The following is a 21,767-nucleotide window of genomic DNA, read 5'->3' as shown; positions in this document are numbered from 1 at the left end:
ATCAGGCGCGTTGTTACTATGCGCTAACCTTCGCTGGCTGGGTCGCTTATGAACACCAATTCCGACAGAGTGGCGCTGACGCTGTTTTACGTCGGCAGCTTTGTGGTCTATTACCTCGTGACTATGCTTATCACGCTGTTTCCTAACTATAGCGTGCTGCGTAATGACGGCTTATTGGTGCCGGTGCTCTGCCTGTTTGAATTTGCCGTGATCTATCCGCTCTATCGCTTCTATTGCCAGCGTCGTAGCGACCTGCCGCTGGGCGAATTACGTCCGCTGCAAACGCTGCTGTTTATTGGCGTACTGTTCATTTTAATGGCGGCGCAAACCCAATTTTTGCAGCCGGAAGGTTGGCTGGTTGAGCAGGCGCAGCAAGGACGTAATTCGCTGCTGATTTTGTTGCTGACGGCGGTGCTGTTAGCACCGGTGTTTGAGGAAGTCCTGTTTCGTGGATTTCTGTTACAGGCATTTTTGCTGTGGGCACCACGCAGTCGCTTTGCCTGCATGTTGCTGACTTCACTGCTGTTCGCCATGATGCACACTCAGTATGTTCACTGGGAAACCATTATCGCGCTGACACTGTTTTCGCTGTTATTATGTTACGCCCGCCTGCGCAGCAACAGCCTGGCGCTGCCCATTTTCCTACACACGCTAAACAATCTTATCGCGCTGCTTCCTGCCTGGTATTTCTCAGGTTAACGCTTTCACCGCTCAGGGTGATAATGCCTCGTCGACACGTTTGTCTATACTGGAACAGTAAAAGGGATATTAAGCACCACAGTCCGGACCACCAGACCGTGTAAAGGAGTCGAGCCATGTTGATAGGATTTGTATTGTTAGTCAGTGCTTGCGGCCATGATGCCTGTGATGCTTTACCGGTATCGGAACGGATTTATCCAACAAAAATCGATTGCGAACAGATGGCAAATCGCATTCATAAAGTACGGCCTAATGTGGTCCTGCTTTGTGGTGAAGTGCATCGTTAATGCAGGGCCAAAAATAACAAAGCGCAGCCGTTAAGTTGCAAGGTGGCGCTTTAGCGTACAAAATATAAGCTATTGTTCACTATTATCGTTGTGAATCCCATGAAAACATCACGCCCCCGTCGTCCAAACGGACGCTGGGTCTATTACATTTTGTATGACGGCATATTGTGGCCGTGCCCCGTTCGCTGGGAGTGGGAAAGCGGCTACGGCGGCTGGCTGCCTTTTTATTACTCACCGACATTTGAATTTGTGGCGGGCGATCCCAATAAGGCTTATCGCATTGCACGCAGTGACGTCCGTACTAAGCGTCGCGAATCGGAATATGTATAAAGAGGATTACTGCCATTCCCACGGCAGCCAGGATGCTGTCAGTAAGTAATGAATGAGTTCGAGCAGCAAGACAATCATCACTAATACGCCCAGTTTATGGTTACAAACCCATGATTTTAGGCCCATATCATCGCTGCCCAACGAATCAGCATTAACGCACCGCAGATACAAAGCAGAACCAGCACCATTTTCCAATACTTCTTCGCAGCCAAATATCGCGCCACCTTTATTTTCCTCGCAGCCAGAAAGCAAAGATGCGCCCAAAGGCGCATCTGTTACGGTCAGTATCAGGACCGCGCTGATTTAGCATAACGCTCACGCCGGTAAAAGGCGACCCGCGTTACAGGCTTAGTTGTTCAGGGTGTAGTCGAGAGTAATCTCAGCATTCAGAACCTGTGAAACTGGGCAGCCCGCTTTAGCTTTATTGATGATTTCATCAAATGTTGCGTTATCAATGCCTGGCAATTCGATAGTGCTGGTTAGCGCCACCTTGGTGATCGCAAAACCTTCACCTTTTTTATCAAGGGAAACATCCGCCGTGGTATCAATGCTTTTCGGCGGAAAACCTGCTTCGCCTAACATCAGCGATAAAGCCATAGAGAAACACGCTGCGTGTGCAGCACCGATTAGCTCTTCTGGATTCGTGCCTTTTTCACCTTCAAAACGGGTTTTGAAACCATAAGGTTGCTGGCTCAGCACGCCACTCTCAGTGCTTACAGTCCCTTTTCCCTTGATATCGCCTTCCCAATGCGCCGAACCTTTCTTATGAATGGTCATGTCATTCCTCCTGTTGGTAAAGAGGGTAAGTATAGACAATACATTCGATTTCGCCGGATCAGCTCACCGCACGCGGGCGAGCAGGTATGACTTGCTCATTGAGCAGCGCATTGGCCTGTACCAGTGAATCGCGGGTAATTTCACCGATCGATTTTGCGCCGGTCAGCGTCATCGCTACCCGCATCTCTTTCTCAATCAGGTTGAGCAGATTCTCCACGCCGCGCTGTCCGTGTGTTGCCAGCGCATAGATAAAGGCGCGGCCCAGCAGTACGGTATCTGCGCCTAACGCAATCATGCGCACCACATCAAGACCACTGCGGATGCCGCTATCGGCCAGAATCGCGATGTCACCTTTTACCGCATCGGCGATAGCAGGTAGCGCACGCGCCGAGGAGAGCACGCCATCAAGCTGGCGTCCGCCATGGTTAGACACCACAATGCCATCCGCGCCAAAGCGCACCGCATCACGCGCATCTTCGGGGTCAAGTATCCCTTTAATCACCATCGGGCCATCCCAGAATTCACGAATCCACTCCAGATCCTTCCATGAAATAGAGGGATCAAAGTTGTTCGCCAGCCAGCCGATATAATCTTCCAGGCCGGTGGGTTTGCCGAGATAGGTAGAAATATTCCCGAGATCGTGCGGACGCCCCTGCATGCCGACATCCCACGCCCATTGTGGGTGTGTCACGGCTTGCCAGTAGCGACGCAGCGCCGCATGGTTGCCGCTCATGCCCGAATGCGCATCACGGTAGCGTGCGCCCGGTGTTGGCATATCCACGGTGAACACCAGCGTGGAACAACCTGCAGCTTTGGCTCGCTCCAACGCGTTACGCATAAAGCCGCGATCGCGCAGCACATAGAGCTGGAACCACATCGGACGATTAATTGCCGGTGCCACCTCTTCAATTGGGCAGACGGAAACGGTCGATAAGGTAAAGGGAATGCCTTTCAGCGCCGCAGCGCGGGCAGCCTGCACTTCGCCACGCCGTGCATACATGCCGCATAAACCCACCGGTGCCAGCGCGACCGGCATCGACAACGTTTCATTAAACAATTTGGTTTCAAGGCTGAGATCAGACATGTTTTTTAAAATGCGCTGTCTTAGCGCAACGTCAGCCAGGTCGTCCACATTGCGGCGCAGCGTGTGTTCGGCATAAGCGCCGCCATCAAGATAGTGAAACAGGAACGGCGGCAGAATACGTTGCGCGGCGGCGCGATAGTCACTGGCAGCAGAGATGATCATGAGTCGTTTTCCTTACGGTTGCTGAATTCGTTGCCCGGCAAGCGGGTTATGCGAGCCTGCCGCGCTTCATCTTCGTGCAGGCCCTTCATCGTGGTATGAACAAAGCCGAGATGCTGCATCGCCGCTTGCCGCGCCGCTTCAGCGTCACCGGCGAGAATGGCGTTGAGAATGGCCTGATGTTGTTCAGTCAGACGGGCGAAAATCACCGGCTGGATATACATCCGCTGGCGGCTTTGCATCACCGATGATTGCAACAAGTCAAAAAAGCCGCGCATGGTTTGTAGCAGCACCACGTTATGCGAAGCCTCCGCAATCGCCAGATGAAAGCGTACGTCAGCTTGTGCTGCGAGATCGGGATCGTCGCTTTCGGTCATTTTGAGCGTGGCGTCAAACGCATATTGCAGCTTCTCTTTGTCGGATTCGGTCGCGCGTAATGCCGCGTGCCAGGCCGTGCTGGCTTCAATCGCGTGACGCGCTTCGAGAATGTCATAACGGTAATCGGGATCGTCCGCCAGTAACTGGCGAATAGGCGCAACGATGCGCTGTTCCGACCACGGCGCAAGCTGCTGACGCAGCCAGGTTCCCCCGCCGCGTCGGCTGATCAACATACCGCTGCTGATCAGCTGCTGGATCGCCTCACGCAGAGATGATCGCGAAACGCCCAGTTCGGCAGATAACTGCCGCTCGGCAGGCAGACGCATGCCGGGTTCCAGCTGATGTTCGCTGATATACGCCTTTAGCCGTACCACCAGATGGGCCGCCAGCGGCGGCGAGTTCGCAGTCATGGAATCATCCACGGGAAGATGTAAGCCTGCAGCGTGGTAATGACGCCTACCATGCAGGTAAAGATGAGGCTGTGTTTAACCGTAAAGCGGAACAGATCGGACTCTTTACCGACCAGGCCCACTGCGGCGCAGGCGATGGCGATCGATTGAGGAGAAATCATCTTCCCGGTGACGCCACCGGTGGTGTTGGCGGCAACCAACAACACATCTGAAACGCCAATCTGTTGCGCGGTAGTGGCTTGTAATGCGGCGAATAGCGCATTTGAGGAGGTATCCGATCCGGTAAGGAAGACACCCAACCAACCCAAAAACGGTGAGAAAAAGGTAAAGGCTTGCCCCGTATGCGCCAGCGCTAAGGCCAGCGTGGCCGACAGGCCGGAATAGTTGGAGATAAAAGCAAACGCCAACACCATGCCAATCGAGTAAATCGGTAACGCCAACTCTTTTAAGGTCTCGCCGAACGTCTGAATAGCCGCTTTCGGCTTCATACGCAGGTAAGCAATCGCCACAATCGCTGCCAGCAGAATGGCGGTGCCGGTGGCAGAAATGATGTCGAATTTAAAGATTGCCGGATAGGGCGTGGCACTGTTCACTACGGGTGGCATGCGTTCCACCAGCGCATTCAGCAGCGGCACCGGCACGCTGAAGACCCAATCCGCTAGCGCCCCGCCTTTGGCAAACAGCGCTTTGAAGGGCGGAATGCTCCACAACGTTACGGTCGCGGTGAGAAACAGGAAAGGCATCCAGGCGCGGATCACCTGCCCTGCGCTGTATTTTTTGCGGGTCAGATTCTGATCAACCATCGATGCGCCAACATCGTTAAAACGAAAGATGCGAACCGGCTTCCAGCGACGCAGGAACAAGGTTAAACAGACCAGCGACGCCAGCGAAGAGATGATGTCTGGCAGTTCCGGGCCAAGGAAATTAGAGCTAAGAAACTGAGCAATCGCAAAGGATCCGCCCGCCACCAGCACCGCTGGCCAGGTTTCTTTGACGCCACGCCAACCATCCATGATCGCCATGATCCAGAACAGAACGATGATGGTCAGTAGCGGCAATTGACGGCCAGCCATTTGCCCGATGGCGAAACTGTCCAGTCCGGTAACCTGCCCGGCAACAATAATTGGAATTCCCATCGCGCCAAATGCCACCGGCGCGGTGTTAACGATCAGGCATAAACCGGCGGCATACAGCGGATTAAATCCCAGGCCGACCAGTAGCGCAGCGGTGATCGCAACCGGCGCACCGAAACCTGCAGCGCCTTCTAAAAACGCACCAAACGAGAAACCGACAATCAGCATTTGCAGCCGTTGATCTGGCGTGATCGATAAGATCGAGGCGCGAATAATGTCAAACTGCCCGGTTTTAACCGAAATTTTGTAGACGAATACTGCCGCAACAATGATCCACGCAATCGGCCACAGACCATATAAAAAGCCATATCCCACCGACGCCAACGCTTGCCCGATTGGCATACGATAAAGAAACAGCGCCACCAGCAGCGCCAGACCCACGGTGATGGTCGCGGCGACATAGCCTTTCAGCTTCAGTTTTATCAGCGCGAAAAAGAAAAACAGAATCGGGATCAGCGCAACCAGGCTAGATAGCCAAATATTGCCGAGCGGATCATAATTTTGTTGCCACATCTGCATGCGGGTATCTCCAGAGGAAAGCCAGAAAATCGTGCGCATAGGTTGTAGGGTGCGCACGCTAGCCTCTTTAACATCTTTTTTGGTCAGACCACATTTAAGATGCTGAGGCTTATTGGCAACAGATGGTTAATGTTTTGTTAACTTCAGGCAATAAAAAAGCCGTGAATTTTCCTGTTCTGTGAAGCAGGAAAATTTTTCGGCTTAATTGGTAGGACCAAAAAATTATTTTTCTGGGAAAGCGTGCGGATAACTGCGTGGATGGAAACAGAGGTTTAACACAATCAACAGCAGCGTCACCGCACCTTGCATCAACCAAACGCTGGCAAAGCTGTGGGTTAATGTATGCAACTGTCCGGCGATAAACGGCATACAACCTGCGATAATGAATCCCACGCCTTGCATAAATGCCACCAGACGTGCCCCCGCTTGGGGATGAGACAGATGATCCAGCGCCAGTACCAAGGCTAACGGAAAGGCGCCGCCCAGACCGAATCCCGCTACGCCTGCCCAGATCCACGGTGCGGCCTGCGGGGCAAACAGAAATCCCATCATGCCACAGAACTGCATGCCCAATGCCAGCAGCAATAATGGCCGACGATCGGCTCCGCGAGCCAGCAGCGGTAGCAACAATGCCCCGGCCACCTGACAGCTGATCATCATAGCAAGCAAGCTGCCGCCCGCCTGCGCGCTCCAGCCCTGTTGATGATAGAAATCGGGCAGCCACGCGACGCAGATGGCATATCCGCCATTGACCAACCCAAAGCTCAGCGCCAGCGTCCACGCCCGCGTTTTGCGCCACAGTGCAGGTATTGCCCGCTGCGTAGATTTCTCCGGCGCGGCAGTGGGAATAAACAGCCACAACAGCACCGCGCACAGCGTCGGTAGCGCCCAACTGCTTAACGCACCTTGCCACCCCATCTGTGCGCTCAGCCACGGCGTTAAGGCGGCAGCCAGGCCGCCACCGCCCATCAACGCTCCAGCCCATAATCCCGTAATCGCTGCGCTGCGCTCACCAAAGCGTTGGCGAATCAATCCCGGCATCGCCATTTGCACCACACCAATGCCTAATCCACCCGGAATGGTGCTAAGGACTAATAGACTGCCCTGAGCGATAAACAGGCGGCTGAAAGTCGCCAAACTCAGTAACATCAATCCGCCTGTCAGCAATTTACGGACAGCGATGCGCTGCATTAAGGGCGCGCTTAACAGCGCAATCGCTCCCATCATCATCATGGGTATAGCGGGCAGCAAAGACGCGGCTAATGGCGTCAGCCCAATGGTCTGACGTAACTGGCCGAGCAACGGACTCACCGAGGTCATTAAAGGGCGCATGTTCAGGCCCGCCAATACCAACGCAATGAGCATCATCATTTCTGTCTGTCGTTTCATCCACAACTCAAATAATTAAAGATTGCCAGCCTGACAGCGCTGGTTACTATTTGGAAATTAAATATTGCTCTAATTGATAGTGGGAAAATGAATCGACAGCCGATGTTTACGCCTCAACAGTTGTTAAGTTTTGTTGCCGTTTGCGAAACCACCAGCTTTACCCGCGCTGCCGATCGTGTGCATTTGTCGCAATCCACTGTGAGTCAGCAAGTGCGGCGGCTGGAAGAAATGGTAGGTAAAGCATTGCTGGAACGCTCTTCGCATCAGGTGCAGATTACCGAAGAAGGTGAAAAGCTGCTGGGCTATGCCCGGCGCATCATTGCGCTGAACGGCGAAGCGCATGACGTATTAAGCGACAAATGGCGTGACGGCGTGCTACGTCTTGGTGTGCCGGAAGATTTTGCCGCACCTACCGCAGGATTGTTAGCCGCTTTCAGTCGTCAACATCCGCATTTACGACTCGATGTGATGAGCGGCATGCACGTTGAATTGCGCCGTGCGTGGCAGCGTGAGGAGCTGGACATCATGCTGATCAAACAGCCTTACGGCGAACGTCCACTGGCGGCGCGCCCGGAACCCTTGCTCTGGCTCGACAGCGCCGCCTATCCCTGTTTTGAACAAACGCCAGTACCGCTGGTGCTGTTTCCTCAGCAGGGTTTGTACCGTGAAGAGATGTGCCAGACGCTGGATGCGATGGACCGCAGTTGGCGTATTGGTTATAGCAGCGCGAGTCTGGTTGCTTTGGCGGCAGCGAGCGCACAAGGCTTGGGGTTAACCCTGTTGCCCGCCAGCTGTCGTTTACCCGAACATCGGGTGCTAGGGCGCGAACAGGGTTTGCCGGAGATCGATATTTTTGAGCTGGCGCTGTTTTGCCGTCATCCCGAAGAGAATTTGCAGTATCAACTGGCGCAGGCTTTGGTCGATTTCGGCCAGCTGAGCTGGCAGTGATTTTTCAAATAGCCAGCAGTGGAAAATAGCGCAGCGGCCACCGCCAGCTTTTGTCAGATTAAGACTCTCTTTTTTGCAGGAGCCTCTGATGACTATTTCCCCTTCTTCAAGCCGTCGTGAATTTCTTGGTAACGGCGCACGCTGGGCAGCCGCAGGGAGTTTGCTGGCTGCTGGCATGAGCCAGACCAGTTTTGCCGCCAATACGACATCTCACTCGCCAGCTGCTTTGCCCAGTACCGATCACTATTTACTGCGGAATGTTCGCCTTGAAGAAGGCTTTGAGCGTGAAGGCGAAGAGATCGTTGCGACTAAAACTGGGCTGTATGACATCAGCATTCGTGATGGTAAATTTGATCAGTTACACCCAGCCGGTCAGGGTGACGCTTCACTGACGGCCTGGGATGCGCAAGGTGCGCTGCTGCTGCCCTCCACTCACGATATGCATATCCATCTCGATAAAACATTTTATGGCGGCCCGTGGCAGGCACCGCGTCCACGTCAGGGCAAAACCATTATGGATATGATTGCCCGTGAGCAGGTATTGATCCCGCAGTTACTGCCCACCTCAGTCGCGCGAGCAGAAAGTCTGATTGCCTTGTTGCAATCCAAGGGTTCGACTCAGGCACGCAGCCATTGCAATATCGACCCGGTCAGCGGTCTGAAAAGCCTGGAGCATCTCCAAACCGCGCTGGCGAAGCACCCTGAATTTCCCTGCGAAATCGTGGCATTTCCGCAGCACGGTTTATTGCATTCGCAGGTCGATGGATTGATGCGTGAAGCGATGCAGCACGGCGTGCAGTATGTCGGCGGACTGGATCCGACGAATGTCGATGGCGCGATGGAAAAGTCGCTGGATGCGATGTTCCAGATCGCGCTCGATTTCCAACGCGGCGTGGATATCCACCTGCATGAAACCTCGCCAGCCGGCGTTGCGGCGATTCGCTATATGATCGATACCGTGGCAAAGAACCCGGCGCTGAAAGGCAAAGTGACCATCAGTCACGGCTTTGCGCTGGCGACGCTGGAAGGCGCTGAGCTGGATAAAATGATTCAAGGGTTGGTTGAGCAGCAATTTAGCGTGGCGTCGACGCTGCCGATTGGCAAGCTGACCATGCCGATTCCGCAGTTGCAGACAGCGGGCGTTAAGGTGATGACCGGCACCGATAGCGTGGTCGATCACTGGTCGCCGTTTGGCACCGGCAGTATGTTGGAAAAAGCCAATCTTTATGCGCAGCTCTATCGTGGTTCGGATGAGTTTTCACTGACGCGAGCGCTGGCGATTGCGACCAATGATTTGCTGCCGCTGTCAGCAGAAGGTCAACGTCAATGGCCACAGCAAGGTGATGACGCCAATATGATGATAGTTGCCGCGAGCTGCTCAGCTGAAGCCGTTGCGCGCATCTCGCCAGTGGTTGCCACCTTCTCACGCGGCAAAGCGGTGTTCGCACTGCAACACGTTTAATTGCTCCAATGCTCAACGCAGTTACAACGCGAAAGATGCATCCGGTAAGTGACCGGGGTGAGCACGTGCAGCCAACGCAGCTGCAGCGCGAAGTATGACGCTCAGATACCCTAAATAATTCGTGTTGCAGCAAGGCGGCAAGCGTGTGAGTCCCCGGGAGCTTACGCCGGTAAGTGACCGGGGTGAGCACGTGCAGCCAACGCAGCTGCAGCGCGAAGTATGACGGGTATGACGATCAGATACCCAAAATAATTGGTGTTGCAGCAAGGCGGCAAGCGTGTGAGTCCCCGGGAGCTTACGCCGGTAAGTGACCGGGGTGAGCACGTGCAGCCAACGCAGCTGCAGCGCGAAGCATGACGCTCCGTTACCCTAAATAATTCGTGTTGCAGCAAGGCGGCAAGCGTGTGAGTCCCCGGGAGCTTACGCCGGTAAGTGACCGGGGTGAGCACGTGCAGCCAACGCAGCTGCAGCGCGAAGTATGACGGGTAAGAATGACAAAGCCTCCCGCAGGAGGCTTTAATCAGACAGACAAAGCAGCAGCGTTACACGCTTTTTGCTTTGCAACCTTTTGACATTAATTCCATTGCCAACGCATATAAACGACGATCTTCCTGATCACAGGGCTCATCTTCCGCATAACACCCGATCATTGAGGCAATCTTATCAGCTGATAAGCTTTCCCCATGAACGTGCAGCGTCAACACGGCGCGGCCCACTATTTTAAGTACATCTTCATGTGATCCCTGGAGACTATTACTCAATGAAAAACCCTCTAACGGTCGTTGTAATAGATGTATGGCGCGCTAAATATAAAGCAATTGTCTTAAGATTTTTATCGGCAACTTAAGGGTAATTTTTTAATGATTAATTGTATTACTGGAGTAAATAAAAAGGATTTATCTGATTAACATAGAAATAAACTTTTTAAATCGGCTGGTTATAAAGTTATTTATGGCCTTATTTTTTCTTAATTCCAGACCGCTATCGAAATTTCATGCTTAACTGATTAAAATTTACCAACCATTTTCGAAAAACTTCAGGTTATTCCTAATGCCCCGCACGTTAAAAGATTCACAGCCTTAACCTACGAGGTTGCCGTTGCTGTTGGACGCGCTTTCTGCCAGACTTGCGCGCGCAATAATGCCCTACTTTTTAGCCTCAGAGGCCGCGCCGTGACTGCTTTTTCAACCCTCAATACGCTTCCCGAAAGCCAACTCGATAACTTGCGCGAGATGGGCTACACCAGCATGACGCCGGTTCAGGCCGCCACGCTGCCCGCCATTTTGCAGGGTCGCGACGTGCGTGCGCAGGCGAAAACCGGCAGCGGTAAAACCGCAGCCTTTGGCATTGGTTTGCTACAACATATCGACAGCGCACAGTTCCAGACGCAGGCGCTGATTCTGTGCCCAACGCGTGAATTAGCGGATCAGGTTAGCAATGTGTTGCGTCAACTGGCGCGCTTCACGCGTAATATCAAAATTTTGACGCTGTGCGGTGGCCAGCCGATGAGCGCTCAGCGCGATTCATTGATCCACGCACCGCATATTGTGGTCGGCACGCCGGGCCGTATTCTTGATCACCTCAAACGTGAAACGTTAAAGCTTGAGAATCTGCGCACGCTGGTGTTGGATGAAGCGGATCGTATGCTGGAAATGGGTTTCCGTGATGATATGGAAACCATCATTAAAGCTACACCAGCATCGCGTCAAACGCTGCTGTTCTCTGCGACCTGGCCTGAAGGAATCGCCGCCATTAGCACCCGGTTTCAGCGCGATGCTCTGAGCGTGGTAACAGAAGAAGTCAGTGAACTGCCCTCCATTGATCAACAGTTTATTGAAGCCAGCCACAACGAAAAGCTATCACTGCTGATTGCGCTACTCAGCGAACGCCAGCCCTCATCCTGTGTGGTCTTTTGTAACACCAAACGCGAATGCGATGATGTTGCGGCAGCCCTTAACGATCGTGACATCAGCGCCTTGCCGCTGCACGGCGATCTGGAACAGCGCGACCGTGAACGCGTACTCATCCGCTTCTCCAACGGCAGCGGACGCGTGTTGGTTGCTACTGACGTAGCAGCGCGTGGCCTGGATATTAAGTCGCTGGCGCTGGTAGTGAATTACCAACTGGCGTGGGATCCCGAAGTGCATTTACACCGCATTGGCCGTACCGCACGTGCGGGTGAAGAAGGTGCTGCTGTGAGTTTTGTCGCCGCCGATGAAATGGCTCGCGCGCACGCGCTGGAAGATTTTTTACAGAAGTCGCTGCCTTGGGTCTCTGCCAGCACGCTGAAAAAAGGCAGCAGCAAACCGCTACCCGCCGCAATGATGACGTTGTGCATTGATGGCGGCCGCAAAGCCAAAATTCGTCCGGGAGATATTCTGGGGGCATTAACGGGTGAAGCGGGCTACCGCGCTGACCAAATTGGTAAGATCGATCTAACCCCAACGCACGCGTATGTTGCTATTGAAGCGACTCAGGCGAAATCGGCATTGGTCAAACTCAAGCAAGGCAAAATCAAAGGCAAAACCTGCCGCGCGATCCTGTTGAAAGATTGATTTACTAACGCATCCAGGCATGCTGGGCGAGGCGAAACCTCGCCCAAACACTGTTAAGGCTCTTCAATTTCTGTGGCGTGCAATGTGGTGTTTTCACCTTTACCGTGCACTCTACCGCTGATGCGAACCTGATCGTCCGCAGCAAACTTCTTACCTTTGAACGCTTTTTCCGGTGCCACAACAGTGATGGTTCCGGTGCTGTCGCGGAACTGATAGTTATCGCCCTGCTCTTTCTTCAGAATGTAACCCTCAAGCGTGACGTAACCGTCCTGCCGAAAATCACGAATCTGATCAATGTGCGTCTGCCCGGTATCCTCAGAACCTTTATAACCTGCATCCTGCTTCGATTGAGGTTGTGGCGCTTCGCCGCCCTCAAAGCCGCCCTTCTCAGCGTAAACACCCGAACTCAACATGACTAACAGTGTCGTTAAAATGACTTTTTTCATTACGCGCTCCTTATTCAGAAAGGTTATCCATTTTTTCAATTCACTGTTAATCCTGGCACAATTATCAGACCGCGTTTTATTTCGCCTCTCTTGCCCTCACCTTTTTCACGTCGCTGCCGATAACTTCATCACACCCCTTTCCTTACCTGCGCTGATGCAGAGGCAACAATGGATAATTTTCAAAAAGAGATAGATGAGAGAGCGAACCTCGCGTTATCGAATAAATTTGAGCTGCTGCTGTTTCGCTTAGGCTCAGATCAGCTAAAAGGAAAATCCGAGCTGTTCGGGATTAACGTTTTTAAGCTGCGCGAAATCGTGCCGATGCCGACAATTACCAAAGCAGCAGGTATGAAATCGCCGCTGCTTGGCATGGCCAGTATTCGCGGTCAGTTTATTCCAGTTATCGATTTACCTGCGGTAGCGGGTTGCGTACCGGAAACGGGACTGAATCTGCTGCTGGTAACGGAATATGCGCGTAATACGCAAGCGTTCGCGGTGGAGTCAGTCGATAACATCGTGCGTCTCGACTGGAGTCAAGTGCATACCGCAGAAGCGGGCATCGGCGGACGTAATATCACCAGCATCGCCTCGCTGGATAATGACAAGCAAAGCAATAATCTGGCGATGGTGCTGGATGTTGAGCAAATTTTGTATGACATCATTCCATCAGTGCGCGGCGTAGAGCCGGAAGCTGCCAGACCGCGTGCATTTAAATATCAGCCGGGTGCAGTGGCGATTGTTGCTGAAGATTCTAAAGTGGCGCGCCAGCTGCTGGAACAAGGGCTGAAAAGCATGGGCATTCCGGCGCTGATGTACAACACCGGTCTGGATGCATGGGAAAAAATCAAGCAGATGAGTCAAGAGGCGCAAGCGGCAGGGGAATCGATCCACGATAAAATCGCGCTGGTGCTGACCGACCTTGAAATGCCTGAAATGGATGGCTTCACCCTGACGCGTAACATCAAACGTGACCCAATCCTCAAGCATCTTCCGGTAGTGATTCACTCTTCACTTTCTGGCAGCGCCAATGAAGATCACGTGCGCAAAGTTGGCGCAGACGGTTATGTGGCCAAGTTCGAGCTGAATGAATTATCAGACGTGATCTTCAACGTGCTGGAAGCTGCTCGTTAAGGTAAATCAAAAGCAGCGGAAGGCGATTTAAGTATCGAATAGCCAGTGTCGCTTGATTCAGACTCAGCACTTTTTTGCCGCTGTTTGGCGGCTTCTTTTTTACCAACCTTGGAAAAAAATTATGCGCAGCGAAACGTTACCTGTTCAGCAATCAAGTGGTTTCCTTCGTGGTCGTTTACGTCAGCTTAGCTGGCTGGCGATCATTGCCTTTAGCGCGCTCTTTTGGGGCAGCCTGCTGGTTTTCATTTTCTAATTTGTTTGTTATCTAGCTGCTTGATTGCGAGGTCGCCAACAACGTTTGACGACCCGCTTTGTCACGTCTGCGGGTTAACCTGTTAAAAAATCATTAGCACTGTGCATTAATCCTCTTTTCCCTGCCTGCTTCTGCTTGAATTCCATCAAAAATATTAAAGTTAACGTTTTTAACTCCGATAACTGTGTGCGCTGGATCACCATTTCACTTTGCACCTGTAAAGCTACGCGCAATGTCGGGCTGTGAGCGGAGAAGCAGTAAATATTAACTGTTGGAATAACTGTATTTTAATAAGAAAAACGGGGAAAGAAGACATGTTCAGTATTAAGAATATGAAGGTTGGCATCCGGCTCGCCGCCGCCTTTGGCATTGTCGTCGCGCTATTGATAGTGATTTGCGTGACATCTATCACAAAAATTAACAGTATTAAAAGTGGTATCGCCTCGATCGTCGACGATCGTTATGTGAAAGTGCGCCTGGCATTTGATGTGCGCGATGGCGTCAACGATCAGATCAAATACCTGCGCGGCATGGTGATCGATACGACCCATCCTGATTATAACGTTAAGCGCTATGGTCAACTGGATGAAGCGACCCAGCGTACCAATGTCGCCATGAAGAAAATTGCTGACATTCAAGTTACTGAGATTGGTAAAAAGAAAATTGCTGGCCTGCTCGCCTCTGCCGAAGCATTTGAAAAAGTGAAAGGTGATTTGATCGCCTTGATAAAAGCCGGTGATTTTGAAGCTGCCAGCACATATGCACTCAAATCCATGACGCCGACGCAGAATAAGTTTCTCGACGACGCGATAAAATTTGCCAATTCACAAGATGGACAACTGCGTGCTGAAGGACAAAGTATTGTCGAAAATGGCTCTTCGGCAATTACCATCACCTTGATCTTCTCAGCGCTGGCCATTATGGCCTCGATTCTGCTCGGCTTTTTCCTTACCCGCTCAATCGTACGTCCTTTGGTTGCGGCCGTTAGCGTAGCGGAAAGTGTTGCAGCAGGCGATCTTAGTTCGAAAATTCAGGTGACTACGCGTGATGAAACTGGCGTGCTGATGCAGGCGCTGCAGCGCATGAATGACAATCTGCTTTCCATCGTTACCGAAGTTCGTACCGGCTCTGACACCATTGCCGTCGCTTCAAATCAAATTTCCAGCGGGAACCTTGATCTTTCGACGCGTACCGAGCAACAGGCCAGTTCGCTGGAAGAAACCGCTTCAGCGATGGAGCAAATAACCTCCACCGTCAAACACAATGCCGAAAACGCGCGTGAAGCCAATCAGCTGGTTGCGTCCACTTCAAGCGTGGCGCGCGAAGGCGGCGAAGTGATGGGGCAAGTTATCGAAAAAATGGAAGCGATTGCGCTGTCGTCCAAAAAGATTGTCGACATCATCAGCGTGATTGATTCCATCGCCTTCCAGACCAATATTCTGTCGCTGAATGCCGCCGTGGAAGCGGCTCGCGCTGGTGAACAGGGACGCGGTTTTGCCGTAGTTGCTACAGAAGTACGTAATCTGGCGCAGCGTTCTGCATCTGCCGCTAAAGAAATTAAAGTTCTGATCGAAGACTCAGTGGCGAAAGTTGATGAGGGCAGCAAGTTGGTGACGCATGCCGGATCAACCATCGGCGAAGTGGTCAACAGCGTGAAGAGCGTGGCGAATATCATGAGTGAAATTACGATTGCCAGCAGCGAGCAAAGCAGCGGTATCAGCGAAATCAATCTGGCGATTACCCAAATGGAAGCAGTAACGCAGCAGAATGCCGCGCTGGTGCAGGAAGCTTCTGCCGCATCGCAGGCGCTGCAAGATCAGGCTGAGCGGATGGCACAAGCGATGAGCGTATTTAAAGTAGGAAAGATGTCGTTAAATTAATTCCACTACGCTTTCTTTTTTCCCGGCAGGTCGAACTTGCCGGGATATTTTTTACTTCTAACGCGTATCACTTACAAACTACCTTCTAGGCCTGACGTTCTATTCCACTTCACTCATCCACATCGTGCTTTCTGGCACGACTTTGCTCTGTTTTGTCAGTCAACATCGCATTATTAATATCACCTCACGTGATAACTAAAATAATAAATGGCGATTAGTCTTATAACTCTGCAACTGCCATTATCGTTCCCACGATTTAACTGCTTTCTTATGAACAGATTACCCACTACAGCAGAGAATTATTTAATGAAAATGCATGCGATTAACTGGCCAGATGGCTTTTTACCCGGTTTTACCGACAATTTTTGCTCTAATGAAATGATCGTAGCAAATCTGACAACTCAGGATATTTGGCCGCTGTTGAGCAAGCCTGCTGTATGGTCGACTTATTATCAAAACTCAGCAAATGCGCGTTTTTATGACGATAAAGGCCCCGAACTGGAACAAGATGTCCGCTTCTATTTTGAAACCTTTGGTTTTCCAGTTGAGGCTCGCGTCACAGAATATGTCGCGCCTGCACAGAACGAAGCTGCTCGTATTTCCTGGCATGGTTGGGCGGGAGAAGAAGGCAGTGATGAACGTTTAGATGTGTTGCACGCCTGGCTAATTGAGGATTTACCTGGCAATCGCGTACGTATCCTGACGCAGGAAACCCAAAAGGGTAAACCAGCAGTAGCGTTAGCGAAGGCAAAGCCGAATCCGATGATCAATGGACATCAGGATTGGTTGGATGGGCTGGTTAAAGCAGCTCTAGCGAATCGCGTGTTATAAAATCCAAAAACTAAAAAGGCCGCCAATCGGCAGCCTTTCAAATTATCGTTTATGCAACAACGCTATAAAGCTCACTTAGCCTTTCTCAGAGGGCGTAAGGCCTGCTCTGATATGCAATCCTTGCCGTGTTAATTTGAACAACGACAGATTTGCAGAAAATGCATTTCGCTCCATGCGGGTTGGCTCTCGTCACATCAAAGTGTGATGTGCGGTACTGTGAGCCATTACAGTGTAGACATTTAAAACGAGTAATTTTAAGTCCTTAGAGACCAACAACGTTTGCAGCAGATGGGCCTTTAGCGCCATTTTCTACTGTAAACTCAACTTGTTGACCTTCATCCAGTGAACGGAAATCAGTACCCTGGATAGCAGAGAAATGGACGAATACGTCCTTGCTGCCGTCTGCTGGAGAGATGAAACCGAAACCTTTCTCTGCGTTGAACCATTTTACGGTGCCGCGGATTTTGTTAGACATGTTTAATTCCTTAATATTTGAGCCTTCCGGCGTAAATGGCCTGAGAACAGATTTTAATCAGAACGTAAGAGAAGACTCAAAAAGAAGGGATGTCTCACGACAAACTTAGAGATGAGAACTGCTTTGGGTACTTACTTTGATAGTGTCTGTCAATCAAACCGACGGATGCATTAGCTCATATTGAGCGAGGTGATGCAAGCGCTTTCTTAACTTAAATCTATTGTCTGAAAAACCGAGGCGTGAATCGCAACCTCATAAAAAGAGTCAATTCGGCGGCAAAAAAAGAGGTTTCGCTCAAACGAATCGATAAAAAAAGGCAATAAAACTCAGGCTGCCGAGCACAGTTCAGCGTTTTTGTCATACAGGTTTCAGTGCCGGTATATAAGAAAGGTGATGCATTACGCTTCGCCTGACCTTTCCTTTTGAGGGGATCGTTGATGTGGCTGAGCGATCTGGCGCATTTATGATGTGCTTAATCTACTGCTCACTCTCTTTACTCTGCTGTTTGGCGCTGCCAGATAAAAACCCACCTTAGCTAGCTTGCGAAAAGAGATGTGCCCTGTTCTTTTTTGATTTCCATAAGAGTAAACAGGCAACAAATTATTATCCTGCACTTTAATTAAAAAAGAATGAATAGCTCATATCATTCTCTATGCGCAGTGCTATTTAAATCCCAAACCGCCTTACCTGTAGCACACCACCAACTTTCAGTCAGTGATATTTCAAACCCAACAGCTTTGTCACTTACATTATTAAGGAAAGCGAAAACCCCTAATAAATGACTGCACCAGAGGCGGATCGGCAGGATATTTCCTCCTCACTCTCACATTAACAATGCCGGGTTCATTTTAAGGAAAAACTCCTTATTAAATAGCATATTGAAAAAAACAGCAATACGAAAATTAAATTAGAACAAATAGACAATTACGATACCGACATTAAAATAAACGACCATGCCAAAATAAGAAAATAATTAACCCCATAAAAAATGGAATGCATAATGAATGACATTTAATAATTTATTCAGTCCAATAAATAACAAATTATGAGTGCGTAGAAATAAAAATAAATAAGGAAGGGATATGTATCGACAATCCAATATTGCATGATCAATACGGAAGGATAAAACGTGGTGCCGGAAACAGGAATCGAACCTGCGACCTTCGCGTTACGAGTGCGCTGCTCTACCAACTGAGCTATACCGGCATTGTGGTGGGATACTGCGGGGCGTTACGTTAGAAAAAATCACAAATTGAGTCAAGACCGAAACAGCGCGAGTGCCGTTTTTATCGCCATTTGCAAGGGATTTTGCCTGGAAACCCTTGTTCTACATGACGAAAGTCCTTTCGTTAAGTTTGGGATTTCCCTCTCAGGCCACATCAAGCGCACAAAGCAAAAAAGGCGAGGCCGCAGCCTCGCCAAAAACGTGCCGATCATCAATCGTAGTAAGCGACCTTGCGGTCTACGCCGTTGATATTGACCAACACAAAGCCCGTTGGCGTCGTTTTATTCGTCGGTGTACCCGCGGTCGTCGCGAGCGTAAGTACACCTTTCTCATTGGCACCAATACCGGCCAATCCATTATGCAAACCGAAGCGTGCCGCCGGTTTCAACGTGCCCATTGTCGTGGTATCGGTCACTACAGAAAGATCAGACTGGAACAGCGAGCAGGAGCCCGTATCAAAGCGCGTCGGCCCCGTATTTTTGAGGTTAAACATGGTGTCACCGCTGTTGGCTTTCAGCTTCACCCATACCACCGCATACGTTGTTCCAACCCGGCCATAGCGGATATCCTGCACTGCTGGCTGCCCCATGTGGCAAGCATCAGCCCACACGGTTTCCAGCCGTTGCAAATTAATCCAGGTTTTACCGGTACCGGAGAGATTCACCGGCGATCCTGCAGTGCCTGAAGGCGTAGTAGCATCCGCTTTACCAATCAGCTCTATCACCCATTGCTGATTTGCGTTGGGGAAAAAGAACTGGCCGAGTCGATACCAGTTATCCGTCGCGGTGTTATTCGTGACTTTATAGCCACTGAAATACCCTGCACGCAGCGAACCCGTCATATAGCTGCCGAAGCTTTCGTCGCGGCGGAAACCATATTCAAAGGTGGATAACCATTTACCGGCGACCAGGTCATTACTGATTTTTGCACCGGATTGCAGGTTAATCTGACGCATCACAACACGCGCATTGTTGAGGTTGAAAGCAGAGCTACAGTCCTCAATGTTTAACGTATCGATCGTCCAGCCGCCATCAGAGAGATCGCCCGGGTTACGCGTATGTTCAATCCACACATTGCGCATAATCCCCTGCGTGACGCGCGGCATATAGAGCGTGGCGTCACCATAACCGGTCTGGAAATTGGCGTTGCTTAACTCAATCGCGGTTGAGTGATCCCAAACACCGTTCGGCGAGTTTGACCAGCCCACATCAAAAACGCGCGAATAGGTATTCAGCGAATAGATCTGGTCAAACTTGCTGTCGAGCGTATCGAGAATTTTGATGACGGTGCCGCCGGTACCCTGCGCGCGGAAACAGCTGATATTGACCGTCTCTCCTTCTATACAGGTATTTTCGAAGAACGGTTGCACGTTGCTGCACATCGCGGCGGTGATGGTGCTTTTGTTGGTAGTAATATCGGCGCTGGCCTGACCATTCCAGGTAATGCCTTTGATGGCTGTGCGGCGCGCCTTTACCTTGAACACTGGACTGGCACTTTTATTTGAAACAATGGTTGTGCGCGGAAGCGATCCCAACTCCAGGTCATCACCCAACAAGCCAAAAAAGGCAATTTCTGAGGCGCTGAGATCAATGGGCGAAATTAAAAATTTACCACCGGGAAAACGAACCGGAAGATCCTTTATGTTGGTGTTGTATGTCTGCGTCCAGCTCAACATACGTTTAAAGGCGTCGGTATCATCCGTTGTCCCATCGCCTTTGGCACCAAAGTGCAGAATGTTCACTTCCGTAGGATCGTTGATTGCACGCTTCCAGTAGAAACCGCTTCCCACCGCCACCGTGCCACCATCATCTTTCAATGTGGTGGTGCCGGTAAAGCCGACGAAATCGCCGCCGCCACGGAAAGTGGAGTCTTTGTCGTAGTAACGTTTTAAAATCGCTACATCACCAGATTTGGTCGGAGCCGTGGTACGCAGTTCTGCAAAAGAGTTAACTTCGATCATGGTATCCTCCTCAGGATGTTTTAGATTAAACGCTGTTTATCAGCGAGTTACTTCGATTTGGCCGCTTGGCCGCATAAGGTGTCCCACATGTCGTTGTGGGTGTTGATGGCGCGTACGGTTCGGATGTCTATTTTCTGGGCATCGTCACCGTGGGTATGAATGGGGGAAAAAAGCACGCAGGCAGAGTCGGTAATGGCCACCGGCTCAGGGTTGGTTGTATTTCGACTGCTGCAACTTGTCGCGAGCAGCAGCGTCATCAAGGTTACTGTTTTCAGTTTCCACACGGTTCGCCTCCTCACGGTTCTGTTGTTGTTGATGGGCAATATCTGCCACGCGCTCGGCTTCTTTATGCGCGCTGTCGACATCGGATTTTGCTTTTTGCTGCACCTTGCCGATTTTCTTACCGCCAAAATAGCTGGCACCTAGCGCAGCGATAATCGCGCCCAGCGCAGCTAACCAGTGCCAACCGCCGCCCAGCAATGTGGAAAGAAAAGTCATGATTTGATCCCCTCCACCTGACGCTTCTCATTCAGCAATGTTTTTTGACGAACAAATTGCGCAATAACCCCCATCGCCACCATGAAAGCGCCGATAAGACCGAGATAGTTATGGGGAAGAATCGACTTAACGTCTTCCGGCAAGGTGTTCCATGCATCCAGCGCCGATGACGGAAAAGATTGCACCCAGGCACTGAGCATTGAGCCAAGCGAAGCCAGCCAAACCGACCAGGTTTTAAATAACAGCCGTGCATGTGAAACAAACTGAAGGGTGGTAAAACGTTGTAAAAGCAAGACGATGATGATGACTGAGAGCACGGCGATAAGAAAAAGTAACCATTTCATAGCAGTCCCCTGTAGACGTCATAAGTGCCGGTACGCATCACTTCAGCATGACGACGTGCGCGCCCTGGAGTTTGACGTGCCCACAAGCTGGTAAGCATGGCGTTAGCCGCCTCAGCAAAGTTCTCTTCAGCAATGGCGTTAAGCATATTTTTGAACTGACTGACGCCATCTACCCCCAATTGATACGCCATGCTTAGCAACACATCAGTTCGCGCCTCGTTGCAATTTGCTAAAGCGCGCTTGATCGGCTCACGTGCCTGCATTTCCTGAATTTTGTTTTCCAGGATGCACTGCTTCCACACATCACCTACGCGACGTGGCACACGAAACGCATAGTTACTGAGTGACGCACCTTTTGGCCCGATGCGAATTCCCCCGGCGACAGTCGGAAAACCGAGCGTGTCGAAATAAGGGGTATCCACGTAGCCTTCCTCAAAATTCAGCACTGCAATAATCTGACTCATAAAAATTCCTCAATGACGGCACAGGCAACTCAGGCCCTGCGAAACTAAACACATAACAACCACTGATCAGTACCAGAGTAAGCGCAGCAGCAGATAGTGCTGAAGCTGCAGAGGAACTGAAGAGTAGGGA

23 protein-coding genes and 1 tRNA gene are annotated in these 21,767 nt (G+C 51.0%); 10 read left to right on the top strand and 14 right to left on the bottom strand.

What is annotated here, in order from left to right:
* Window positions 1–48 precede the first annotated feature (48 nt).
* From ACF2G4_RS00230 to ACF2G4_RS00220, 3 genes are all read left to right on the top strand, one after another.
* Window positions 49–699 carry a lysostaphin resistance A-like protein gene (locus ACF2G4_RS00230; RefSeq protein ID WP_409075291.1) on the top strand — a complete coding sequence of 217 codons (651 nt, stop codon included), beginning with the start codon at window positions 49–51 and terminating at the stop codon, window positions 697–699.
* Between the two features lie 116 nt (window positions 700–815).
* Window positions 816–986 carry a hypothetical protein gene (locus ACF2G4_RS00225; protein WP_215847496.1) on the top strand — a complete coding sequence of 57 codons (171 nt, stop codon included), beginning with the start codon at window positions 816–818 and terminating at the stop codon, window positions 984–986.
* Between the two features lie 99 nt (window positions 987–1,085).
* Complete coding sequence (locus tag ACF2G4_RS00220; RefSeq protein ID WP_409075290.1) at window positions 1,086–1,316, top strand: hypothetical protein; 231 nt, start codon at window positions 1,086–1,088, stop codon at window positions 1,314–1,316.
* 116 nt (window positions 1,317–1,432) lie between these two features.
* Here ACF2G4_RS00220 and yniD read toward each other — a convergent pair whose 3' ends face one another.
* From yniD to ACF2G4_RS00190, 6 genes are all read right to left on the bottom strand, one after another.
* Entirely contained in the window at window positions 1,433–1,540 is a 108-nt protein-coding gene (yniD, locus tag ACF2G4_RS00215; RefSeq protein WP_243078445.1) for a small membrane protein YniD, read from the bottom strand.
* A gap of 124 nt (window positions 1,541–1,664) precedes the next feature.
* Window positions 1,665–2,093 (bottom strand): OsmC family protein, encoded by a 429-nt coding sequence (locus ACF2G4_RS00210; RefSeq protein ID WP_215847498.1) that lies wholly within the window; start codon window positions 2,091–2,093, stop codon window positions 1,665–1,667.
* Between the two features lie 58 nt (window positions 2,094–2,151).
* Entirely contained in the window at window positions 2,152–3,339 is a 1,188-nt protein-coding gene (gene lldD / locus ACF2G4_RS00205; RefSeq protein WP_215847499.1) for an FMN-dependent L-lactate dehydrogenase LldD, read from the bottom strand.
* Complete coding sequence (gene lldR / locus ACF2G4_RS00200) at window positions 3,336–4,124, bottom strand: transcriptional regulator LldR (protein ID WP_243078446.1); 789 nt, start codon at window positions 4,122–4,124, stop codon at window positions 3,336–3,338. The genes lldD and lldR overlap by 4 nt, the downstream gene beginning before the upstream one ends.
* The gene (gene lldP, locus ACF2G4_RS00195; protein WP_409075289.1) at window positions 4,121–5,776 is read right to left on the bottom strand and encodes an L-lactate permease; all 1,656 of its coding nucleotides are present in this window, start codon (window positions 5,774–5,776) and stop codon (window positions 4,121–4,123) included. Before lldP ends, lldR begins: the two co-directional genes overlap by 4 nt.
* Before the next feature lie 222 nt (window positions 5,777–5,998).
* Window positions 5,999–7,165: a cyanate transporter gene (locus ACF2G4_RS00190; RefSeq protein ID WP_409075288.1), complete on the bottom strand. Its 1,167-nt coding sequence runs from the start codon at window positions 7,163–7,165 to the stop codon at window positions 5,999–6,001.
* 87 nt (window positions 7,166–7,252) lie between these two features.
* Here ACF2G4_RS00190 and ACF2G4_RS00185 point away from each other — a divergent pair, with 87 nt between their 5' ends.
* From ACF2G4_RS00185 to dbpA, 3 genes are all read left to right on the top strand, one after another.
* Window positions 7,253–8,113: a LysR family transcriptional regulator gene (locus ACF2G4_RS00185; RefSeq protein ID WP_215847501.1), complete on the top strand. Its 861-nt coding sequence runs from the start codon at window positions 7,253–7,255 to the stop codon at window positions 8,111–8,113.
* Between the two features lie 88 nt (window positions 8,114–8,201).
* Window positions 8,202–9,575 carry an amidohydrolase gene (locus tag ACF2G4_RS00180; protein WP_409075287.1) on the top strand — a complete coding sequence of 458 codons (1,374 nt, stop codon included), beginning with the start codon at window positions 8,202–8,204 and terminating at the stop codon, window positions 9,573–9,575.
* Between the two features lie 1,172 nt (window positions 9,576–10,747).
* Window positions 10,748–12,130 (top strand): ATP-dependent RNA helicase DbpA, encoded by a 1,383-nt coding sequence (gene dbpA / locus ACF2G4_RS00175; RefSeq protein ID WP_409075286.1) that lies wholly within the window; start codon window positions 10,748–10,750, stop codon window positions 12,128–12,130.
* Between the two features lie 53 nt (window positions 12,131–12,183).
* On the opposite strand, the gene ACF2G4_RS00170 is transcribed toward dbpA, so the two are convergent.
* Window positions 12,184–12,576, bottom strand: coding sequence for a YgiW/YdeI family stress tolerance OB fold protein (locus ACF2G4_RS00170; RefSeq protein WP_409075285.1), 393 nt, complete (start codon window positions 12,574–12,576; stop codon window positions 12,184–12,186).
* Between the two features lie 168 nt (window positions 12,577–12,744).
* Between ACF2G4_RS00170 and ACF2G4_RS00165 the strand changes: the two genes are divergently transcribed.
* From ACF2G4_RS00165 to ACF2G4_RS00150, 4 genes are all read left to right on the top strand, one after another.
* Window positions 12,745–13,707: a chemotaxis protein gene (locus ACF2G4_RS00165; RefSeq protein WP_215847504.1), complete on the top strand. Its 963-nt coding sequence runs from the start codon at window positions 12,745–12,747 to the stop codon at window positions 13,705–13,707.
* A gap of 121 nt (window positions 13,708–13,828) precedes the next feature.
* Window positions 13,829–13,960 carry a hypothetical protein gene (locus tag ACF2G4_RS00160; protein ID WP_256449279.1) on the top strand — a complete coding sequence of 44 codons (132 nt, stop codon included), beginning with the start codon at window positions 13,829–13,831 and terminating at the stop codon, window positions 13,958–13,960.
* A gap of 314 nt (window positions 13,961–14,274) precedes the next feature.
* The gene (locus ACF2G4_RS00155) at window positions 14,275–15,840 is read left to right on the top strand and encodes a methyl-accepting chemotaxis protein (RefSeq protein WP_409075284.1); all 1,566 of its coding nucleotides are present in this window, start codon (window positions 14,275–14,277) and stop codon (window positions 15,838–15,840) included.
* A gap of 312 nt (window positions 15,841–16,152) precedes the next feature.
* Window positions 16,153–16,671, top strand: coding sequence for an SRPBCC domain-containing protein (locus tag ACF2G4_RS00150; protein ID WP_409075990.1), 519 nt, complete (start codon window positions 16,153–16,155; stop codon window positions 16,669–16,671).
* Between the two features lie 85 nt (window positions 16,672–16,756).
* Here the strand turns inward: ACF2G4_RS00150 and ACF2G4_RS00145 are convergent, their stop codons facing one another.
* The 7 genes from ACF2G4_RS00145 to ACF2G4_RS00115 all read right to left on the bottom strand — a co-directional run bounded on the left by ACF2G4_RS00145 (window position 16,757) and on the right by ACF2G4_RS00115 (window position 21,637).
* The gene (locus tag ACF2G4_RS00145; protein ID WP_243078532.1) at window positions 16,757–16,924 is read right to left on the bottom strand and encodes a cold-shock protein; all 168 of its coding nucleotides are present in this window, start codon (window positions 16,922–16,924) and stop codon (window positions 16,757–16,759) included.
* 9 nt (window positions 16,925–16,933) lie between these two features.
* The gene (locus ACF2G4_RS00140) at window positions 16,934–17,146 is read right to left on the bottom strand and encodes a cold shock domain-containing protein (protein WP_215847506.1); all 213 of its coding nucleotides are present in this window, start codon (window positions 17,144–17,146) and stop codon (window positions 16,934–16,936) included.
* 1,130 nt (window positions 17,147–18,276) lie between these two features.
* A tRNA-Thr gene (locus tag ACF2G4_RS00135) sits at window positions 18,277–18,352 on the bottom strand.
* A 230-nt stretch (window positions 18,353–18,582) separates the two neighbouring features.
* Entirely contained in the window at window positions 18,583–20,331 is a 1,749-nt protein-coding gene (locus tag ACF2G4_RS00130) for a glycosyl hydrolase family 28-related protein (RefSeq protein ID WP_409075283.1), read from the bottom strand.
* Window positions 20,332–20,535: 204 nt separating this feature from the next.
* On the bottom strand, window positions 20,536–20,829 hold the full coding sequence (locus ACF2G4_RS00125; RefSeq protein WP_215847508.1) for a hypothetical protein: 294 nt from the start codon (window positions 20,827–20,829) through the stop codon (window positions 20,536–20,538).
* The gene (locus tag ACF2G4_RS00120) at window positions 20,826–21,173 is read right to left on the bottom strand and encodes a hypothetical protein (RefSeq protein ID WP_243078454.1); all 348 of its coding nucleotides are present in this window, start codon (window positions 21,171–21,173) and stop codon (window positions 20,826–20,828) included. Before ACF2G4_RS00120 ends, ACF2G4_RS00125 begins: the two co-directional genes overlap by 4 nt.
* Entirely contained in the window at window positions 21,170–21,637 is a 468-nt protein-coding gene (locus ACF2G4_RS00115) for a glycoside hydrolase family protein (RefSeq protein ID WP_243078455.1), read from the bottom strand. The genes ACF2G4_RS00120 and ACF2G4_RS00115 overlap by 4 nt, the downstream gene beginning before the upstream one ends.
* Window positions 21,638–21,767 lie beyond the last annotated feature (130 nt).

This window comes from Pantoea phytostimulans, from assembly GCF_046118715.1.
In the GTDB taxonomy this organism is placed as follows: Bacteria; Pseudomonadota; Gammaproteobacteria; order Enterobacterales; family Enterobacteriaceae; genus Pantoea; species Pantoea phytostimulans.
This window is presented reverse-complemented; position numbering and strand designations above follow the sequence as displayed.

Bases quoted from the DNA above. Each gene is read 5' to 3' on its own strand.
- ACF2G4_RS00230 (WP_409075291.1), top strand. From the start codon at position 49: ATGAACACCAATTCCGACAGAGTGGCGCTGACGCTGTTTTACGTCGGC.
- ACF2G4_RS00225 (WP_215847496.1), top strand. From the start codon at position 816: ATGTTGATAGGATTTGTATTGTTAGTCAGTGCTTGCGGCCATGATGCC.
- ACF2G4_RS00220 (WP_409075290.1), top strand. From the start codon at position 1,086: ATGAAAACATCACGCCCCCGTCGTCCAAACGGACGCTGGGTCTATTAC.
- ACF2G4_RS00210 (WP_215847498.1), bottom strand. From the start codon at position 2,093: ATGACCATTCATAAGAAAGGTTCGGCGCATTGGGAAGGCGATATCAAG.
- lldD (WP_215847499.1), bottom strand. From the start codon at position 3,339: ATGATCATCTCTGCTGCCAGTGACTATCGCGCCGCCGCGCAACGTATT.
- lldR (WP_243078446.1), bottom strand. From the start codon at position 4,124: ATGACTGCGAACTCGCCGCCGCTGGCGGCCCATCTGGTGGTACGGCTA.
- lldP (WP_409075289.1), bottom strand. From the start codon at position 5,776: ATGCAGATGTGGCAACAAAATTATGATCCGCTCGGCAATATTTGGCTA.
- ACF2G4_RS00190 (WP_409075288.1), bottom strand. From the start codon at position 7,165: ATGAAACGACAGACAGAAATGATGATGCTCATTGCGTTGGTATTGGCG.
- ACF2G4_RS00185 (WP_215847501.1), top strand. From the start codon at position 7,253: ATGAATCGACAGCCGATGTTTACGCCTCAACAGTTGTTAAGTTTTGTT.
- ACF2G4_RS00180 (WP_409075287.1), top strand. From the start codon at position 8,202: ATGACTATTTCCCCTTCTTCAAGCCGTCGTGAATTTCTTGGTAACGGC.
- ACF2G4_RS00170 (WP_409075285.1), bottom strand. From the start codon at position 12,576: ATGAAAAAAGTCATTTTAACGACACTGTTAGTCATGTTGAGTTCGGGT.
- ACF2G4_RS00165 (WP_215847504.1), top strand. From the start codon at position 12,745: ATGGATAATTTTCAAAAAGAGATAGATGAGAGAGCGAACCTCGCGTTA.
- ACF2G4_RS00160 (WP_256449279.1), top strand. From the start codon at position 13,829: ATGCGCAGCGAAACGTTACCTGTTCAGCAATCAAGTGGTTTCCTTCGT.
- ACF2G4_RS00155 (WP_409075284.1), top strand. From the start codon at position 14,275: ATGTTCAGTATTAAGAATATGAAGGTTGGCATCCGGCTCGCCGCCGCC.
- ACF2G4_RS00150 (WP_409075990.1), top strand. From the start codon at position 16,153: ATGCATGCGATTAACTGGCCAGATGGCTTTTTACCCGGTTTTACCGAC.
- ACF2G4_RS00140 (WP_215847506.1), bottom strand. From the start codon at position 17,146: ATGTCTAACAAAATCCGCGGCACCGTAAAATGGTTCAACGCAGAGAAA.
- ACF2G4_RS00130 (WP_409075283.1), bottom strand. From the start codon at position 20,331: ATGATCGAAGTTAACTCTTTTGCAGAACTGCGTACCACGGCTCCGACC.
- ACF2G4_RS00125 (WP_215847508.1), bottom strand. From the start codon at position 20,829: ATGACTTTTCTTTCCACATTGCTGGGCGGCGGTTGGCACTGGTTAGCT.
- ACF2G4_RS00120 (WP_243078454.1), bottom strand. From the start codon at position 21,173: ATGAAATGGTTACTTTTTCTTATCGCCGTGCTCTCAGTCATCATCATC.
- ACF2G4_RS00115 (WP_243078455.1), bottom strand. From the start codon at position 21,637: ATGAGTCAGATTATTGCAGTGCTGAATTTTGAGGAAGGCTACGTGGAT.